This window comes from Rhodococcus sp. T2V, assembly GCF_029269925.1.
Taxonomy (GTDB): Bacteria; Actinomycetota; Actinomycetes; order Mycobacteriales; family Mycobacteriaceae; genus Rhodococcus_F; species Rhodococcus_F koreensis.
Genome location: NZ_JARJBD010000047.1, coordinates 13625 through 28577 on the forward strand (window position 1 = coordinate 13625; position 14953 = coordinate 28577).

14 protein-coding genes are annotated in these 14953 nt (G+C 62.9%); 11 read left to right on the forward strand and 3 right to left on the reverse strand.

The window, feature by feature from the left end; genetic code table 11:
• Nucleotides 1–17 precede the first annotated feature (17 nt).
• The 3 genes from P3H15_RS31555 to P3H15_RS31565 all read left to right on the forward strand — a co-directional run bounded on the left by P3H15_RS31555 (nucleotide 18) and on the right by P3H15_RS31565 (nucleotide 3551).
• Complete coding sequence (locus tag P3H15_RS31555; RefSeq protein ID WP_276140812.1) at nucleotides 18–905, forward strand: MaoC/PaaZ C-terminal domain-containing protein; 888 nt, start codon at nucleotides 18–20, stop codon at nucleotides 903–905.
• Nucleotides 906–1224: 319 nt separating this feature from the next.
• On the forward strand, nucleotides 1225–2721 hold the full coding sequence (locus P3H15_RS31560; RefSeq protein ID WP_276140848.1) for a class I adenylate-forming enzyme family protein: 1497 nt from the start codon (nucleotides 1225–1227) through the stop codon (nucleotides 2719–2721).
• Complete coding sequence (locus tag P3H15_RS31565) at nucleotides 2721–3551, forward strand: enoyl-CoA hydratase-related protein (RefSeq protein WP_276140813.1); 831 nt, start codon at nucleotides 2721–2723, stop codon at nucleotides 3549–3551. Before P3H15_RS31560 ends, P3H15_RS31565 begins: the two co-directional genes overlap by 1 nt.
• 55 nt (nucleotides 3552–3606) lie before the next feature.
• Here P3H15_RS31565 and P3H15_RS31570 read toward each other — a convergent pair whose 3' ends face one another.
• The gene (locus P3H15_RS31570; protein WP_124393630.1) at nucleotides 3607–4443 is read right to left on the reverse strand and encodes a mycofactocin-coupled SDR family oxidoreductase; all 837 of its coding nucleotides are present in this window, start codon (nucleotides 4441–4443) and stop codon (nucleotides 3607–3609) included.
• Nucleotides 4444–4838: 395 nt separating this feature from the next.
• On the opposite strand from P3H15_RS31570, the gene P3H15_RS31575 reads away from it, so the two are divergent.
• The 4 genes from P3H15_RS31575 (at nucleotide 4839) to P3H15_RS31590 (ending at nucleotide 9552) form a co-directional block, all read left to right on the forward strand.
• On the forward strand, nucleotides 4839–6647 hold the full coding sequence (locus tag P3H15_RS31575; protein WP_276140814.1) for an NAD(P)/FAD-dependent oxidoreductase: 1809 nt from the start codon (nucleotides 4839–4841) through the stop codon (nucleotides 6645–6647).
• Nucleotides 6648–6785: 138 nt separating this feature from the next.
• Nucleotides 6786–6989 carry a ferredoxin gene (locus P3H15_RS31580; protein ID WP_124393632.1) on the forward strand — a complete coding sequence of 68 codons (204 nt, stop codon included), beginning with the start codon at nucleotides 6786–6788 and terminating at the stop codon, nucleotides 6987–6989.
• Between the two features lie 78 nt (nucleotides 6990–7067).
• Nucleotides 7068–8306 (forward strand): cytochrome P450, encoded by a 1239-nt coding sequence (locus P3H15_RS31585; RefSeq protein ID WP_276140815.1) that lies wholly within the window; start codon nucleotides 7068–7070, stop codon nucleotides 8304–8306.
• Nucleotides 8307–8400: 94 nt separating this feature from the next.
• Complete coding sequence (locus P3H15_RS31590; protein WP_276140816.1) at nucleotides 8401–9552, forward strand: acetyl-CoA C-acetyltransferase; 1152 nt, start codon at nucleotides 8401–8403, stop codon at nucleotides 9550–9552.
• 126 nt (nucleotides 9553–9678) lie between these two features.
• On the opposite strand, the gene P3H15_RS31595 is transcribed toward P3H15_RS31590, so the two are convergent.
• Together P3H15_RS31595 and P3H15_RS31600 are read right to left on the reverse strand one after the other, a co-directional pair.
• Complete coding sequence (locus P3H15_RS31595; protein ID WP_276140817.1) at nucleotides 9679–10827, reverse strand: NAD(P)/FAD-dependent oxidoreductase; 1149 nt, start codon at nucleotides 10825–10827, stop codon at nucleotides 9679–9681.
• Nucleotides 10824–10979: a DUF1059 domain-containing protein gene (locus P3H15_RS31600; protein WP_124393636.1), complete on the reverse strand. Its 156-nt coding sequence runs from the start codon at nucleotides 10977–10979 to the stop codon at nucleotides 10824–10826. Before P3H15_RS31600 ends, P3H15_RS31595 begins: the two co-directional genes overlap by 4 nt.
• Before the next feature lie 266 nt (nucleotides 10980–11245).
• Here P3H15_RS31600 and P3H15_RS31605 point away from each other — a divergent pair, with 266 nt between their 5' ends.
• The 4 genes from P3H15_RS31605 to P3H15_RS31620 all read left to right on the forward strand — a co-directional run bounded on the left by P3H15_RS31605 (nucleotide 11246) and on the right by P3H15_RS31620 (nucleotide 14869).
• Nucleotides 11246–12184 (forward strand): hypothetical protein, encoded by a 939-nt coding sequence (locus P3H15_RS31605; protein ID WP_276140818.1) that lies wholly within the window; start codon nucleotides 11246–11248, stop codon nucleotides 12182–12184.
• Nucleotides 12181–13221 (forward strand): phosphotransferase family protein, encoded by a 1041-nt coding sequence (locus tag P3H15_RS31610; RefSeq protein ID WP_276140819.1) that lies wholly within the window; start codon nucleotides 12181–12183, stop codon nucleotides 13219–13221. The genes P3H15_RS31605 and P3H15_RS31610 overlap by 4 nt, the downstream gene beginning before the upstream one ends.
• Nucleotides 13222–13962: 741 nt before the next feature.
• Nucleotides 13963–14442 carry a hypothetical protein gene (locus tag P3H15_RS31615; protein WP_276140820.1) on the forward strand — a complete coding sequence of 160 codons (480 nt, stop codon included), beginning with the start codon at nucleotides 13963–13965 and terminating at the stop codon, nucleotides 14440–14442.
• Nucleotides 14435–14869, forward strand: a complete 435-nt coding sequence (locus P3H15_RS31620; protein ID WP_276140821.1) for a MaoC family dehydratase — start codon at nucleotides 14435–14437, stop codon at nucleotides 14867–14869. Before P3H15_RS31615 ends, P3H15_RS31620 begins: the two co-directional genes overlap by 8 nt.
• Nucleotides 14870–14953 lie beyond the last annotated feature (84 nt).

Sequence of the window (14953 nt, forward strand, 5' to 3'; positions counted from 1 at the left end):
GGGAGAGGGAGTCGTCAGTGCCGATCGATGTTGCCGCAGCGCGGGGAGCCGAGTTGCCGGAGCGCCGCTTCCGATGGGATGAGTCCGATGTGATCCTCTACCACCTCGGCGTGGGTGCCGGTGCACTCGACGAGGGTGGCGGTGCGGCGTTGCGCTACTTGTACGAGAACGCCGGGTTTCAGGTGCTGCCGTCCTTCGCGATCGTGGCGCCGACGTTCCATGAGGCCGCGGTGCCGAGCCTGGAGATTCCCGGATGCGACATTGACCTCGGTTCGGTTCTCCATTATGACCAGCAGGTGGAGGTCGAGGGCCCGATCTCGCGATCAGGTGAGGCGGTCCTGCGGTCGCGAGTGTGTGACGTGTTTGACGCACGCGACGCATCGCTCATCGTTCGAGAGGGTCAGGCATTCGCTGACGATGGACGACTGCTCTGGACGGTGCGCGACACCATTTACGTACGAGGCGAAGACGCCGCGGCAGGGCAGTCTCGGCCACGACTCGGCGGTGCGATCCCCGATCGTCCGGCCGACGTCACGCGGTCGTTCCGAGTGTTGCCCCAACAAGCCATGCTGTACCGGTTGTGCGGGGACCGAAATCCATTGCACGTCGACCCGGCATTTGCGGCGAAGGCGGGGTTCGACAAGCCCATCCTGCACGGTCTGTGCACCTACGGCATCGTCCTACGAGAAGCGGTCGACGCCCTCTTTGGTGGCGATACCGAAGTTGTTCGCTCGTTCTATGCGCGTTTTGCCGGCGTGGTTCTTCCGACCGAGACCCTGGTCGTGGAGATGTGGGAAGAGGGACGGTGCGCCGTTGTGCAGGCCGGCATCATCGACGCGGCGGGCGGGCCGACGCGTCCCGCGCTGGCCAACGGTCTCATCGAGACTTCCGGCTCCGGGCGGTGACGTCGGCCGTGGTCGACCGCCGACACTAGATCCTTCCTCCACTGCGCAGCCGCCCATCTGGTCATTCGCCTTGCGTGCCAGCATCGGCCTATGACCTCCCGCGCGGGTTCAACCTCGTGTGTGGAGATATCGACAAAGGGCTTTGTCGGCGGGTTGATCTCATAGTCGGTGGACGTCATCGTGCTCAAGAACCAACGGCCCGCTCTACTTCGACTGGACGACCTACGGGACCCTGCAAGCGCGGGTGCCGCTGGACCACGCATTTGGCCGGATCCGTTGGCTCGAAATGATACCGGTGCAGATAGAGCTGAGGAGACGCATGACTACCCTTTCCCTTTCCGGGGTTATCCGGGACCACGCGCGCAATCGAGCCGACATGACGGCGATCGCCGAGGCGGGCACCGGGCGCAGCGTATCGTGGTCGCAGCTGGACGCGAATGTCGACAAGGTAGCTGGCTCGCTCATCGCGGATGGAGTTCAGCGCGGTGACCGAGTCGTCTTCTTGGGTCACAATTGCATCGAGCTTTTTGAACTGTATTTCGCGACGGTGCGAATCGGCGCGACCTTCGCACCACTGAACTGGAATCTCAACCGCGATGAGATCGCAACACTGCTGCAGGATATGGGTGCGGCAAAGGCAGTGGTGGATCCAAAATTCGCCCCGCGACTCGACGGCGCACTCGAGACTGGTCCCGCATATATCGCATGGCGCGAGGCGGGCGGGGCGTGGTCGGGATTGGATGAGGGCCAAGGCACGGACGTCGTAGTTCAGCCGTACACCTCGGGAACGACCGGGATACCGAAGGGTGTGATGCTCACCAATGACAACGTGAGCGCTTTCGTCCATGCGAGCGCAGAGCTTCATTACGAGGCGAGCTCGACGCACCTGCTGTCGCTGCCGAACTACCACATAGGCGGGTGCGTCTTTCCGCTGCTCGCGGTCGTGGCCGGCGGGCACGTCGTCATCGTCGATCGATTCACTCCGGCGTCGGTGCTCGACACCATCGAGAAGTTCCGGATCACGCACATAAACCTGGTCCCGACCATGATCAACATGGTGATCGAAGAGCAGGAAAAACGCGCCCGTGATGTCTCGAGCATGCAGCTCGTCGTCTACGGAGCGGCTCCAGTCACTGCGTCGACCGTGGAGCGCGCTCAGCGGGTCCTGGGCGTTTCGCTGCTCCAGGAGTACGCCTCGACCGAGTGCATCACGATCACCGCGCTCGGCCCGGACGAGCACACCAAGGATCGCCTGAAATCGGTCGGGAGACCGTTCCCCGGCGTCGAGATTCAGATCCGGGAAGTCGGCACCGGCGAACTTCTCCCAACAGGACGGGCGGGCGAGATCTGTGTCCGCAGCGAGCAGTGCACCCAGGGGTACTGGCGGCGTCCCGAGGAAACGCGGGGTTTGAACGCGTCCGACGGGTACATCCGCACCGGCGACCTGGGCTTTCTCGACGCCGACGATTACCTCTACCTGACCGGCCGAGTGAAGGACATGATTGTCACCGGCGGCGAGAACATCTACCCGGCTGAGGTCGAAGCGGTGCTCGCGCAACACGACCAGGTGTCGGACGTGGCCGTGGTTGGTGTGCCCGATGAGCGGTGGGGCGAACTTGTCGTCGCTTTCGTGGTGGCCGCTGACGGCAGTCAGCTCGTCGCGGACGAGCTGCTCGCCTGGAGCCACAGCAAGCTGACCGGCTATCGGCGTCCCCGGCAGGTGGTTTTCGTAGATGCATTGCCTCGCAACCCAACTGGAAAGATCGAGCGCAGAGTTCTCAGGGAGTCGTCACGGCCTGACGGAGTGACTGTCTGATGACGGGTGACGATACGACGGTCCTGCTGACCGAGCAGGTCGACCGAGTGCGTCTCATCACGTTCAACCGGCCGGAAAAGCGCAATGCCTGGTCGGACGAGCTGAGTGTCGCGTACGCCGCGGCGCTCGCCGACGCCGATAGCGATCCGGCTGTTCGAGTGATAGTGGTGGCCGCGGCTGGGTCGACATTCTGCGTGGGCGGAGACATGGAGGATCTGAAAAGCTTTGCGGCCGAACGCACATTCGCTCGGAAAAACGTCCGTCGATCAGCGCCATGGGAGACGACAAGGGTCAGAAAGCCCGTTGTTGCGGCTATCCAGGGCGCGTGTGCCGGTATCGGTTTCGCCCATGCCTTGGCCTGCGACGTGCGTTTTGCCGCGATGGACGCGCGTTTCACCACGACGTACGCCCGGCGGGGTCTGCCTGCCGAGTCCGGGGTCGCCTGGCTGCTCCCGCGGGTGATAGGCATGTCGGCCGCAGCCGACCTTCTGTTGTCGGCGAGGGTGATCGGCGCGGCGGAGGCCATGCGACTGGGTCTGATAGCCCAGGTGATCGAAGGTGACGAGGTCCTGGCCGAGGCACTGCGGTACGCCCACGACCTGGCGCGGTCCTGCTCGCCCAAGGCAATGCAGACCATCAAGGAGCAGCTCTGGGCCGGTCAGGAGACAGTCTCATTCGAGCTGTCGGCAGGGTCGGCGGACCAGTTGGCGGAGCGCTTCCTCACAGATAGTGACGACGTGATGGAGGGCGTGTCGAGTTTCGTCGAGAAGCGGCCACCAGAGTTCGGCTCGCTGCCGCGGCCTGACCCGCCCGCTGCGACGAAGGCATGAAGAACTAGGCCCGGAGCGGTGTTGCTCCGGGCCTAGTCGTTGTATTGCACGCGGCTCAAAGCAAGTTGCAACCCGCGTCGACCGGGAGTGCGGCGCCTGTGATGAATCTGGCCTCCTCCGAGGCGAGGAACAGCAGGGCATTCGAAATGTCGATCGCCTCGACCCACGGAACGGGCATGGCATTGGTCGTACGCGAGGCCGCCTCGAAATCGGCTTTAGTGGGGTTTTCGATGTCCGGGCAGAACAGCCCGTACATCGCCGGATTCTGAATCATCGGGGTGTCGACCTGCGTCGGATGAATACTGTTCACCCGAATCGAGAACGGAGCGAGCTCGAGGGCTAGGGCCTTCATCAGACCCGTAACGCCATGCTTGGCAGCCACGTAGTTCGCCGCGTTGAGGTAAGGCTTGAGTCCTGCCATCGAGCTCGTGAGGACGATCGAACCGCCTCGACCTCCGGCCTTGATGTGCGGTATTGCGGCACGGGCGGCGTTGTAGACCCCGGTCAGGTTGATGTCGACCGTGGTCTGCCAAGCCTGGGGATCCAACTCGTCGGCGGCCGCGAACGGACCCGCAATGCCGGCGTTGCCCGACACGATGTCCAGGCGGCCGAGCTCACCGACTGCCTCGGTGACAACCGAGGACAGGGTGTCGAGGTCGCGCACGTCCGCCTCGGCGATGATGATCCGGCGGCCGAGCGCTTCGACGGCCCGCGCGGTCTCTTTGAGATCTTCGGCGGTGGACATGTCGTAGGGAACGCCATCGATGGGTTTGCAGGCGTCGACGGCGATGATGTCAGCGCCTTCCTCGGCCAGTCGGATCGCGTGACTACGCCCCTGCCCACGCCCGGCTCCGGTGATGAGAGCGACCTGATTTTCGACGCGACGCGTCATGATGTGTCCTCCACTCCTGTGTAGATGACCTCGGCTCACGCGCCGTTCCGCAACACTTCGCCCGAATCCGCACATGCGCTGCGCGGCGTCCGTGTCGGCGGGCACCGATGAGCCCTGGCCCCCGACTTCATGCCGGGTGCGGGGAACGCTAACAGCGACCGCGTGGTGTTGGATTTGCTCAATTGTCGGTCCCTACAACTGCGATCCAGAGGGCGTGGGGCAGGCGTGCAACTGGTGTTAATTTCCGATTCCGGCCACTTCGACATGGTGGGGCCCGTGACGTGGGCCGCGATGAACAGGCAGCGACAGTGTGCTCGTCGACCGATCCGGCACGTCGATTAGTTACTCAACCAGGTCGCAGGCGCGACCCCGGTGCGAGAAGTAAGGAAGATCTGATGACTGGACTCCCAACGCTTGAAAAGACCGACAACGCCGAGCGGATTGCCACTGCATGGCTCTCCGAACTCGAGACCTCGATCGCAGGTCAGGACTTCGCCGCGGTCGGCGAGTCGTTGACCGCTGACGGCTGCTGGTGGCGAGATCTACTCACCCTGACCTGGGACATCAAAACCTTCCGGGGCCGTGACGACGTGACCGTGATGCTGGAGAAGCTGGTTCCCGAGTGCACACCCAGGGACCTGAAGTTGGAGGCCGGCCGAGCGGAGTTCGTCGACTTACTCGGTAGACACACCGTTGAGGCGCTATTCACCTTCACCACCGACATCGCAGTCGGCCGAGGGGTCCTCCGCCTCATCGACGAAGGTGGCCGATGGCGGGCCTGGACGGTGCTGACGAGCATGCAGGACCTGATTGGGCATGAGGAGAAGCGCACCTCGATCAAGGACACTGCCGTCGATATCTACAACACCGCTGTGCGCGGCCGCGAAACGTGGTACGAGAAGCGCGAGCGCGAGCGGGAGTTCCGCGACTCCGAACCGACCGTGCTCATCATCGGAGCCGGTCACGCCGGCGTCATGCTGGCAGCACGTCTACAGCATCTCGGCGTGCCGCACCTCATGGTCGACAAGGAAGATCGCCTTGGCGACAACTGGCGCCAGCGGTACGCCGGCCTTTCGCTTCACGACACGTGCTGGTTCGCGCGTTTTCCCTACCTCGAGTACCCGGACAACTGGCCTCTCTACACGCCGGCCGAGCTCATGGGGGATTGGATCGAGTCCTATATCAACCTGCTGCAGCTCAATGCCTGGGTGAAGTCCGAGGTCACCAATGCGCGGTTCAACGAAGCGGAGCGGCGCTGGGACGTCACTGTTGTCCGCGAGGGTCGCGAACGACGACTACGCCCGGCTCACGTCGTTTTTGCGACCGGCATGGCCGGCAAGCCGAAGTTGCCCACAGTCGAAAACTCCGACGCCTTTTCGGGGGAGATCGTTCACTCCAGCAGCTTCTCCGGCGGACGGGACTACCCCGGCAAGCGGGCAGTCGTCGTCGGCGCCGGAGCCAGCGGCCACGACGTCGTCCAGAGCTTCTACGAGGGCGGCGCGGAGTCGGTCACGCTAGTCCAGCGGGGTGCGTCCTACGTCATGTCCGGGAAAAACGGAATCCCGGTCTTCCATGGTCAGTTCTGGACAGAAAACGGGCCTCAACTGGATGACGCCGACCTTCTGAGCACATCGTTCCCCTGGGAATTCCAGCTGGAGGAACTCGTGCCTGGGGCGACTCAGATGATCGCGGAGATGGATGCGGAGCTGCTCGAAGGGCTCGAAAAGGCTGGCTTCTCGACTGATTTCGGCGTAGGCCACCAGGGCATGCTCGGTGCTGCCCTGAACGGGACTGGCGGCTACTACATCGACAAAGGCTGTTCGCAGTTGATCATCGACGGTGAGGTGAAGCTCCAACGCGGCGAGATCGTCAGATTCACCGAGAACGGTGTCGTCTACGCCGACGGTACAACGGAGGACGCCGACATCGTGGTCTTCTGCACCGGGTGGGAGAACACTCGCGAAATGGCGCGCCCCATCTGTGGCGATGAGATCACCGACCAGGCCAGCCCCATCTGGGGGGTCGGCGAGGATGGGGAACTGCAGGGTACGTTCCGGCAGTCCGGCGCGGCGCATCTGTGGTTCATCGTCGGCTCCACCGGCGTGGTCCGAGGACTGTCGAAACACGTTGCGCTGCAGATACTCGGAGTAGAGAAGGGCTTGTTGACCCCGCGCGGACTACAGGGAGACGCCTCGGAAGGCTGATCGGCGATGTCGGAGCCGCTTCACGAAATTGGTGATCTCCACAACACCGAAAAACTGGGTCTCGCGCTCAGTCGCTCTTGATTGAACACTGACTGCTCAAGCGGGATCAGCCGCTGAGTAGATCTGGAGGACATCCTCGTGAACACAAAAATCATCGTCGACCGAGACAAGTGCCTGGGTGCCGGTCTGTGCACCCTGGCGCCGTCCTACTTCGAACTCGGTGACGACGGCAAGGTCGAGCTCCCACATGGAGGAGACGTCGCGGACGGCGACATGCGCGAAGTGAACGACGCGGTCACCATGTGCCCCGCCGAAGCCATCAGCCTCCAGAGGGACGCTTGAATCCCAGGGCTACGCCCCGACTCTCGACAGCCCCGAACAGCAGCCCAACACCCCGACATGCAGTATTGAGGAGAAGTCATGACCACTGAAACGGTCACCGCGGATTGGGGATCGACCAACATCCCGACCGTCGACTGGGAGTCGCCGGAGTTTCATTCCGGCATCGAGCGCGCGGTCGCCGCAGTCGCGAACTACCAGGGCGGACCCGGTATCGTTCGGAGCCAGCGCGGTATCGAGGTCGTGGGATATGACGCAGCGGCAGCGATTGTTCGCAATAATGATTTCAGCCTCGGTATGAAGGCTCGGATGGACTCGATCGGGATCGACGGCGAGGCGACCCGCGAGTCATTCCTCAACTTCTTATTCAGCCGCGACGGAGCACATCACCTGCGCGCTCGACGTGCCTGCGCTCCCTGGTTCGCATCCAGTAGCGCCGACCGCATGCGCGCAGATGTCCGCGCTTGGGTGGGGGAGTGGCTGGATGACGCGGTCGGCGAGGCCGGTGACTTCGACTTCCTGTGGAAGATTGCCAACAAGCTACCGGCCACTCTCTACTGTCTGATCATCGGAGCTCCCCTCACCGACGCTCCCCTCATCCAGCACCTGTCCGAAGAGTGCATGCTCCTCTCTGCACCACCGCTCCCAGGGCACAGGGAGCGGTTGGAGGAAGCGGCGTCGAAGACCAAGGCTTATCTGCTCGAGCTCACCGAGCAGCGACGTCAGAATCCCGGTGAAGATCTGCTCTCCTTCCTTGTTGCTGCCGAGGCGCGAGGGGAAATCGACGAGAGCGATATCCTCGCGGTCTCCTTCAATGCGCTTGTGGGGAGCACCGATACCACCGCTGCCCAGATGTGCTGCAACCTAGAGGCGCTCGCCCAGAATCCGGAGCAATGGCAACTACTTCGGCGCGAGCCCGAACGCATTCCTCACGCCGTCATGGAGCTGATGCGCTACAACCCGGGCGCGTGGTCCATCACGCGATCCGCGAAGGAGACACTTACCTACCGAGGGGCCGAACTGACCCCCGATGTCACCGTCTTCCCACTCATCTTCGCCGCCAACAACGACCCGGCGGTCTTCCCGGACCCGCGGACCCTTGACGTAACCCGTCCACACGCCAAACAGCCGCTGAACTTCGGTGCCGGCATCCACGGCTGCCTCGGCCGCATGTTCAGTCTTCTCGAGCAAGAAGAGGTGCTCCGGGCGACATTGGAGCGCTGGGAGTCAGTCGAGGTCGTCGAAGCAGATTTCAGTGGAGCAATGTTCTTCCTGGTGCCGCGGGCATTCCGGGTTTCTTTCACGCCGGCGGCTTCGTGACTGCAGATTGTGCTCGACCGAGTCCGCGCAACTTGGGTTCGGTGCAACACTCACGAACCTTTACTAAGACCCTCATGCCAGGGAAAGGAACACCATGAACGACGCCTACATCGTCGACGCCACACGAACGGCGGTCGGTCGCCGGAACGGCTCCCTCGCGGGTGCCCATCCGGCCGATTTGGCAGCCCACGTTCTTCGCACCCTTGTCGACCGTCACGATTTCGACCCTGCCGAGATCGACGACGTCATCCTGGGCTGTATCGACCAGATCGGCTCTCAGTCAGGCGATTTGGCGCGAACGTCGGTCTTGGCCGCTGGGCTGCCCGAATCCGTGCCGGGCGTCACGATCGACCGTCAATGCGGCTCGGGTCAGCAGGCTGTGCACTTCGCTGCGCAGGCGGTGATGAGTGGAACCGCCGACCTGCTAATCGCGGGAGGGGTCCAGAACATGAGCCAGTACCCGATCATGAGTGGATTCGCGGCCGGTGCCGAATATGGACCGACCGACCCGTGGACCGGCTGCGAAGGTTGGAAGCATCGTTACGGTGACGAGGAGATGTCGCAGTATCGGGGAGCCGAGCTCATCGCTGCCCACTGGGGCATCACTCGCGAAAACAACGAGGCGTTCGCGCTCGAGAGCCACCGCCGCGCAGTCGAGGCCATCAACGCAGGACGGTTTGTCAGTGAGATTGCGGAATTCCGAGGACACAGCGTCGATGAAGGCCCGCGGCCGGACACATCGTCGGAAAAGATGGCAAAGCTACCCGTCCTGCTAGAGGGTGGTACGGTCACCGCTGCCACGTCCAGCCAGATCTCGGACGGCGCCGCAGCCTTACTCGTCGCCTCCCAGAGCGCGGTTGACAGACTCGGGCTCAAGCCACGTGCGCGCATCCATCACATGTCGGTCCTCGGTGCAGACCCGGTCATGATGCTGTCGGCCCCTATTCCGGCGACCCAAAAGGCGCTCGCGAAGGTCGGGTTGTCGATCGGCGATATCGACGTCGTGGAGATCAATGAGGCGTTCGCGCCGGTCGTTCTGGCCTGGCTCAAGGAATTGGGTGCTGACCACTCCAAGGTGAATCCGAACGGTGGTGCGATATCGCTCGGTCACCCGATTGGGGCCACCGGCGCGAGGCTGATGACTTCGCTGTTGCACGAGCTCGAGCGCACCGGCGGCCGCTACGGGCTACAGACCATGTGCGAGGGCGGCGGGCAGGCAAACGTCACAATCATCGAACGCCTCTGAATTCGCCGCAGACAGGCGAAAAGCTGCGGTCGGCACACAATCCCGGTGCCGCCGCAGCTTTTCTCATTTACCTCCGTCACGGTCGATGTCCGAAAGGGACGGACCGCCGGCGTGGTCCCCCTGATGTCATGTCCGGCCGCCGAGCGTGCGACGTGCAGCAACGTGATCGTGAGGCGCGTTGACCGACTCGACGGCGGTGAGCCGACCCTCGGCGTCGTGCCGGAAAACCGAGAACGAATCGTCCTCGAGATTTCCGCGCACTTGGACGTCGTCGTCGGGTGCCGACACACCCGCGATCATCACCTTGTGTCCGTGCTGCTCGGTCCAGAAGTACGGGACGGAACGGTATGGCGCGGTGTCCTCGCCCGCGAGGGTGCGTGCGACGTGGCGAGCTTGATCGGTGCCGTTCTGGACTGACTCGAGGCGCACTGGCCGACCGGTCACGGCGCAGGGGAATCTTGCGCAGTCACCGATTGCGAAGATATTCGGATCGGAGGTCCGCAGGTGCTCGTCAACGACGACGCCGTCGAGCACAGCGAGGCCCGCATCTTCGGCGAGCTCCACGTTCGGTTGTACGCCGATACCGAGTATGACCACATCGCCTTCGACGTTCTCGCTCAAGCCCATCTCAACACCTGTGGGCCTGATGGTGCGAGGTGCCGAACCAAGTAGGAATCGAGCGCCGGCTCGCTCGTGGGCGGTCTGTAAGTAGCGGGCAGTCGCACCGGATAGGGTGCGGCGCAATATGTCCGGTGCTGCCTCGATCACGCTGACTTCAGCGCCGGCCTCACAGGCCGCAGCTGCTACCTCGAGTCCGATGTAGCCTGCCCCCACCAGAATCACGCGGGCGCCGGGCCGAAGAACGTTCCGCACCCGGAGCGCGTCCTTGATGGTACGCAAGGTCGCGATACCCGGTGCGGTCGGGATGGTCCGCGGCCGTGAACCCATAGCCAGCACGAGCCGATCGAAATCCAGCTCCGACCCGTCGTCGAGGGCGATCTTGCGAGCGGTTCTATCGATCGCTACGGAACGTCGGCCGAGTTGCAGCGTGATGTCCTGCTCCGCCCAGAATCCTTCTGGGCGGACTGCGACAGACACTGCATCACTGGTCGATTTGAGAAACGACTTCGATAGGGGCGGCCGGTTGTACGGCGGTGCTTCCTCGTCACCTGTGAGAACGATGTGGCCTTCGAAGCCTTCGGCGCGCAAAGCGATTGCGGCTTGCGCTCCGGTGTGCCCGGCGCCGACGATGACCACTCGCGGCGTTTCGCTCATCGCGTCGGCCGAGCCATGAACAAGATCTCGGCGCGCGTGTATTCGAGTTCGGCGTGGGCGGTGGCAAGGTGCTGCTGCGCCTCGAGCACGAGCGCGTCTTCCCCTGCGCCGATCAGTCTTACTCCACAAGGGCAGTCCAACAAGAGTTCCATGGTCCGGACCGTAGGTACCCCGTACGACGTTCGCGACCAACCGAGGCCGTCGTCTTGTAGGACACCACAACGCTGAGAGGCAGGTGCGATCCAGTATGGATCGTCGGCGCTCGGTGGGGCGCTGAATATGCAGACCGAGCTTGCCCGGCCAATGTGCGGAACTCCAAAGGATCGAACCGAGCCGGGCGGGCACAGGCGACAAGGTAGCCAGCGCTATCTAAGGTGTGCGGGAAACGTCAGAGTGCATACCCACCAAGGAGTTCCCATTGGCAACCGAAGTCGCGGTCGAGAGTGTGGACGAACTACACCTACCGCCCACTGACTCCAGTCCCTGGTTGACAGAGACGGCGTGGTACTCGTTCTGGACCACGGACCATGTGCTCGCCGGCCACGTCTATCTGCGATTCCGACCGAACCTCGGGGTGATGGACGCCTTCACTTATGTCTGGGGTCCCGGGGTCTCGTCCCCGTGGGACACCGCGTACTGGAAGGACGTGCGCCTGGGGATGCCGACTTCGTTGCTCGACCTCGAGATCCCGGGGCTATCCCACACGGTCGTCGACCCGTTTCGGGAGTATCGCCTCACCTCTGAGGATGAGCGAGGCTATGGCGACCGCTTCGCCTTTGATCTCAGCGCGAAGGCGTTGCAGGCCCCCACCTATTTCGGTGGCAAGCACCTGGATCAGCCGATGCACATGACCGGTTGGGTGACGGTCGACGGTACGCGGCGCGACGTCGATTGCTTCGCGATGCGGGATCGCTCCTGGTATCGGCGCAGCGATTTCACGCTCTTCCGGTCTGCATACTCCTACGCGCTGGGCGGATCGGACGACGGCTTCCTTGCTCTCTACGCCGCTCCTCGCGATCTCGACATGCTCCGCGATGACCTTCCACTTGTGGGCGGACACGAGACGTCCGCGACGGGACAGCGTCCGTTCTCATCCGGTGTGCGCAAGGTGACGAAGCGCGATCCGGTGACGGGTCACCCGATGGAATTGACCGTCGCATTTGAAGAAGAAGGCGGAGGAACCCGCGAGGTCCGTGGCCGGGTGCGCAACAGCATCGCGCTGGCCGCGAACACGAGCATGCTGTCCTGGATGAGCCTGGTCGACTGGGATGTCGACGGTCGAATTGTTGTTGGCGAGGACCAGGAAATCTGGTCGCCGAGTATCTGGCGTGCTTTCCGAGGACGGAGCTACCGATGAGCACGACTGGCGGCATCCTCCAGACCTCCAGTGAGGTCAGTATTTCTGAAGTTCCGGTACAGGCGCGTCTTGCTCACTACCTCGAGTCGCAGCTATCGCGGCCAGTCGAGTACGTCGGTCGAGCCCCCGGGAACTCCCACGACGGGTTCATCTTCTCCATGACCGGCGAGGATCGGAAGCTGCTGGTGCGGTTGGATCCCGACCAGGGACCTTTTCTTCACTACGACGGCGCCAACGAGGCATTGCTCATGAGGCAGCTCGCGGCCAGTGGGATGCCGGTACCGGAGGTGATCGCTGCCGGCGACGCGAGTGTCTTCGGCACGCCGTTCCTCGTGCTCGATTGGATTGAGGGGGAGGTTCACAACCCGCGGCAGACCAGCGACTTCGACGAATCTCGGAGGATCGTCATGGCCCGGGAGATGGCAGAGGTGCTCAGTCGACTTCACGCGCTATCACTGGACCAGGTCTCTGCACCAGGCGCACAAGGCACGGCGCACGGGGACCCTGCTACCTTTCTCCTCCAATTCGACAAGACGCTCGATCAGCTTGCCGTCGTGAGTTCGAGGGTGCTCGATTTTGTGAGGCTGTGGTTGCACAGTCATCTCGGAGATACCCGCGAGGAGGTCACGCTGGTGCACGGCGATTTTCGGCTGGCCAACCTGGTCTGGCAGGAAGATCGCGTCGCAGGCATCTTGGATTGGGAGACGGCCCGATTCGGGAACCCGCTTTTCGATGTCGGGTGGATGTGCATGTCTGCGCGATCCGGAGATGATCCGATCATGGGACTCGTCAGCCGTGACCAGTTCGTCGAACTGTATAACGCGGCATCAGGCCGCCGAATGGACGAACGCGACGTGCTGTTGTGGCAGATCGCGGCGGGCTGGGTCAGAGGGTGCACCGAACTGCGACTACTCGACCTTGCGCTGCAGAGTGAGGACCCGGCCCTCATCGATGTGCGGGACCTGTCCTGGCAGTTCGGCTCACACCGGACAGACGCTGAGCTCCTGCGGCTCATCGAGCAGTTCGAGGCCCTGTGAGTGGCCTGCGCGGAAACGAGCCCGACCGTTTGATCGGTGTGCTTGTCCGCGTCCTCGAGACCCAGGTCCTTCCATCGGTCGCCGACAGGGAAGCACGCTCGACTCTCCTGCTCACAGTAGGTCTTCTCGATAACTTGGGGCCGCGCGTAGCGGAGCGTGCGGAGTCCGCAACGTACCCGGTGACGGCTGACCAACGCATGCTCTCTGCCCTGCCCGACGAACTGGCCGCGCCACTCGGCATCGGAACGCGTGTGGCAACCGATCCGTCGGCGTTGCTGAGCAGCGCCTTTCGCCGCCTTCGCGGGCATGCGGACCTTCTCGAGCTCCCGGCATCACAAACATGGCTTGCGCTGTGCCGGCGGGAGTTGAGTGAGATGAGCGCAACCGAAATTGCACTCATGCGACCGACGCGCTATTTGACGTCACAGCGCTGAGGCCAGCAGACGGAGCGTCACCGCTGGGTTCTGTCCCTGTGGTCGTCTCGATCGTCTCTCATGGTTCGCGGATTGTTTTCGGGACCCACTCGTTGCGATCGTGATCTAGCGATCGATATGTTACGCGGTGTCAAGTTAGGGACTACCACGGAGCAGGTACAGGGCGAAAGCTGTCAGAGCACGAGGTATTCGGTGTTTTCTCCAAACTATTGCCCCCACGTTTCCTGCGAGCTAGTGTCCTACCTATCGATAGATAAGTAAGAGAAAACTCGATTATATGGATTTCGACAGAAGGATGAGGGTTGCGATGGCGGCAGTAGAACCGGCCGATAGCAGGCGGGTAGCCCGACCCGAACCGGCCTATTTTGATGACTTCACGCTCGACATGAGGTTCCGCAGCCCCAGTCGTGTGGTCTGCGACGACGATGTCCGGGCCTACACGCGTTTCTCGAACGACGTGCGGCCGATCTTCGATCGAAAGGCCGATGAGCCGCTGCCCGTGCCGCAGATGTACCTTTTCAGCCTCGGCGTGGCCCTGCTTCTGCACGGCGACGCCGGTTACATCCCGGAACATTTTGTAGCCTTCTATGGATTCGACTCAATTACGTTTCACAGCACAGCAATCGGAGGAACGATGATCCGTAGCAGTGCGACGGTCACCGATCTCGTCGCGCGCAAGTCGACCGGCCTCGTGGCGTACAGGCACGAGACGTCGACGGTGACTGGCCAGCTTCTGACGAGCTCTGAGCAACGGATTCTCGTGCGGCGGAGGACAGCAGATGTTTGATCAACGCCTCAGTGTCGGTGACTTCCGAGAGTCGACCGGGCGCACAGTCTCCGAGTCCGATCTCGGCACATGGGCCGGGCTGGTGCACGACTACACGCGTCTGCACTTCGACAAGGCGCACATGGCCGGCTCTCCGTTCGAGCGCCCGATCGCCCACGGGTATATCGCGCTGAATTGGACGATTGGACTAATGTTCCCGGACCACGCGGCGTGGTACGCGCCAGACGGGGCCGACATGGCTCGACGCTGGTCGGATGTCCGTTTCCTGGCACCAGTCTTCGTCGGAGACACCTTGACCTGTCGCCGCACCGTCACCGCGGTTGCAGCCGAAGAAGTGCACTTCAGCGTTCAAATGAACAAACAGGACGACACCGTTGTCCTAATCGGGACCGAAGTTCTCGGCTCCGGTTCCAAGAAGGTGAATTGATGACTGTATCGGCACGTGAAATCGAACCCGAGGTTGTAGACGCAGGTCCTCGCGAACAGGCGAGGGCCGAGCTCCATCGTCGGC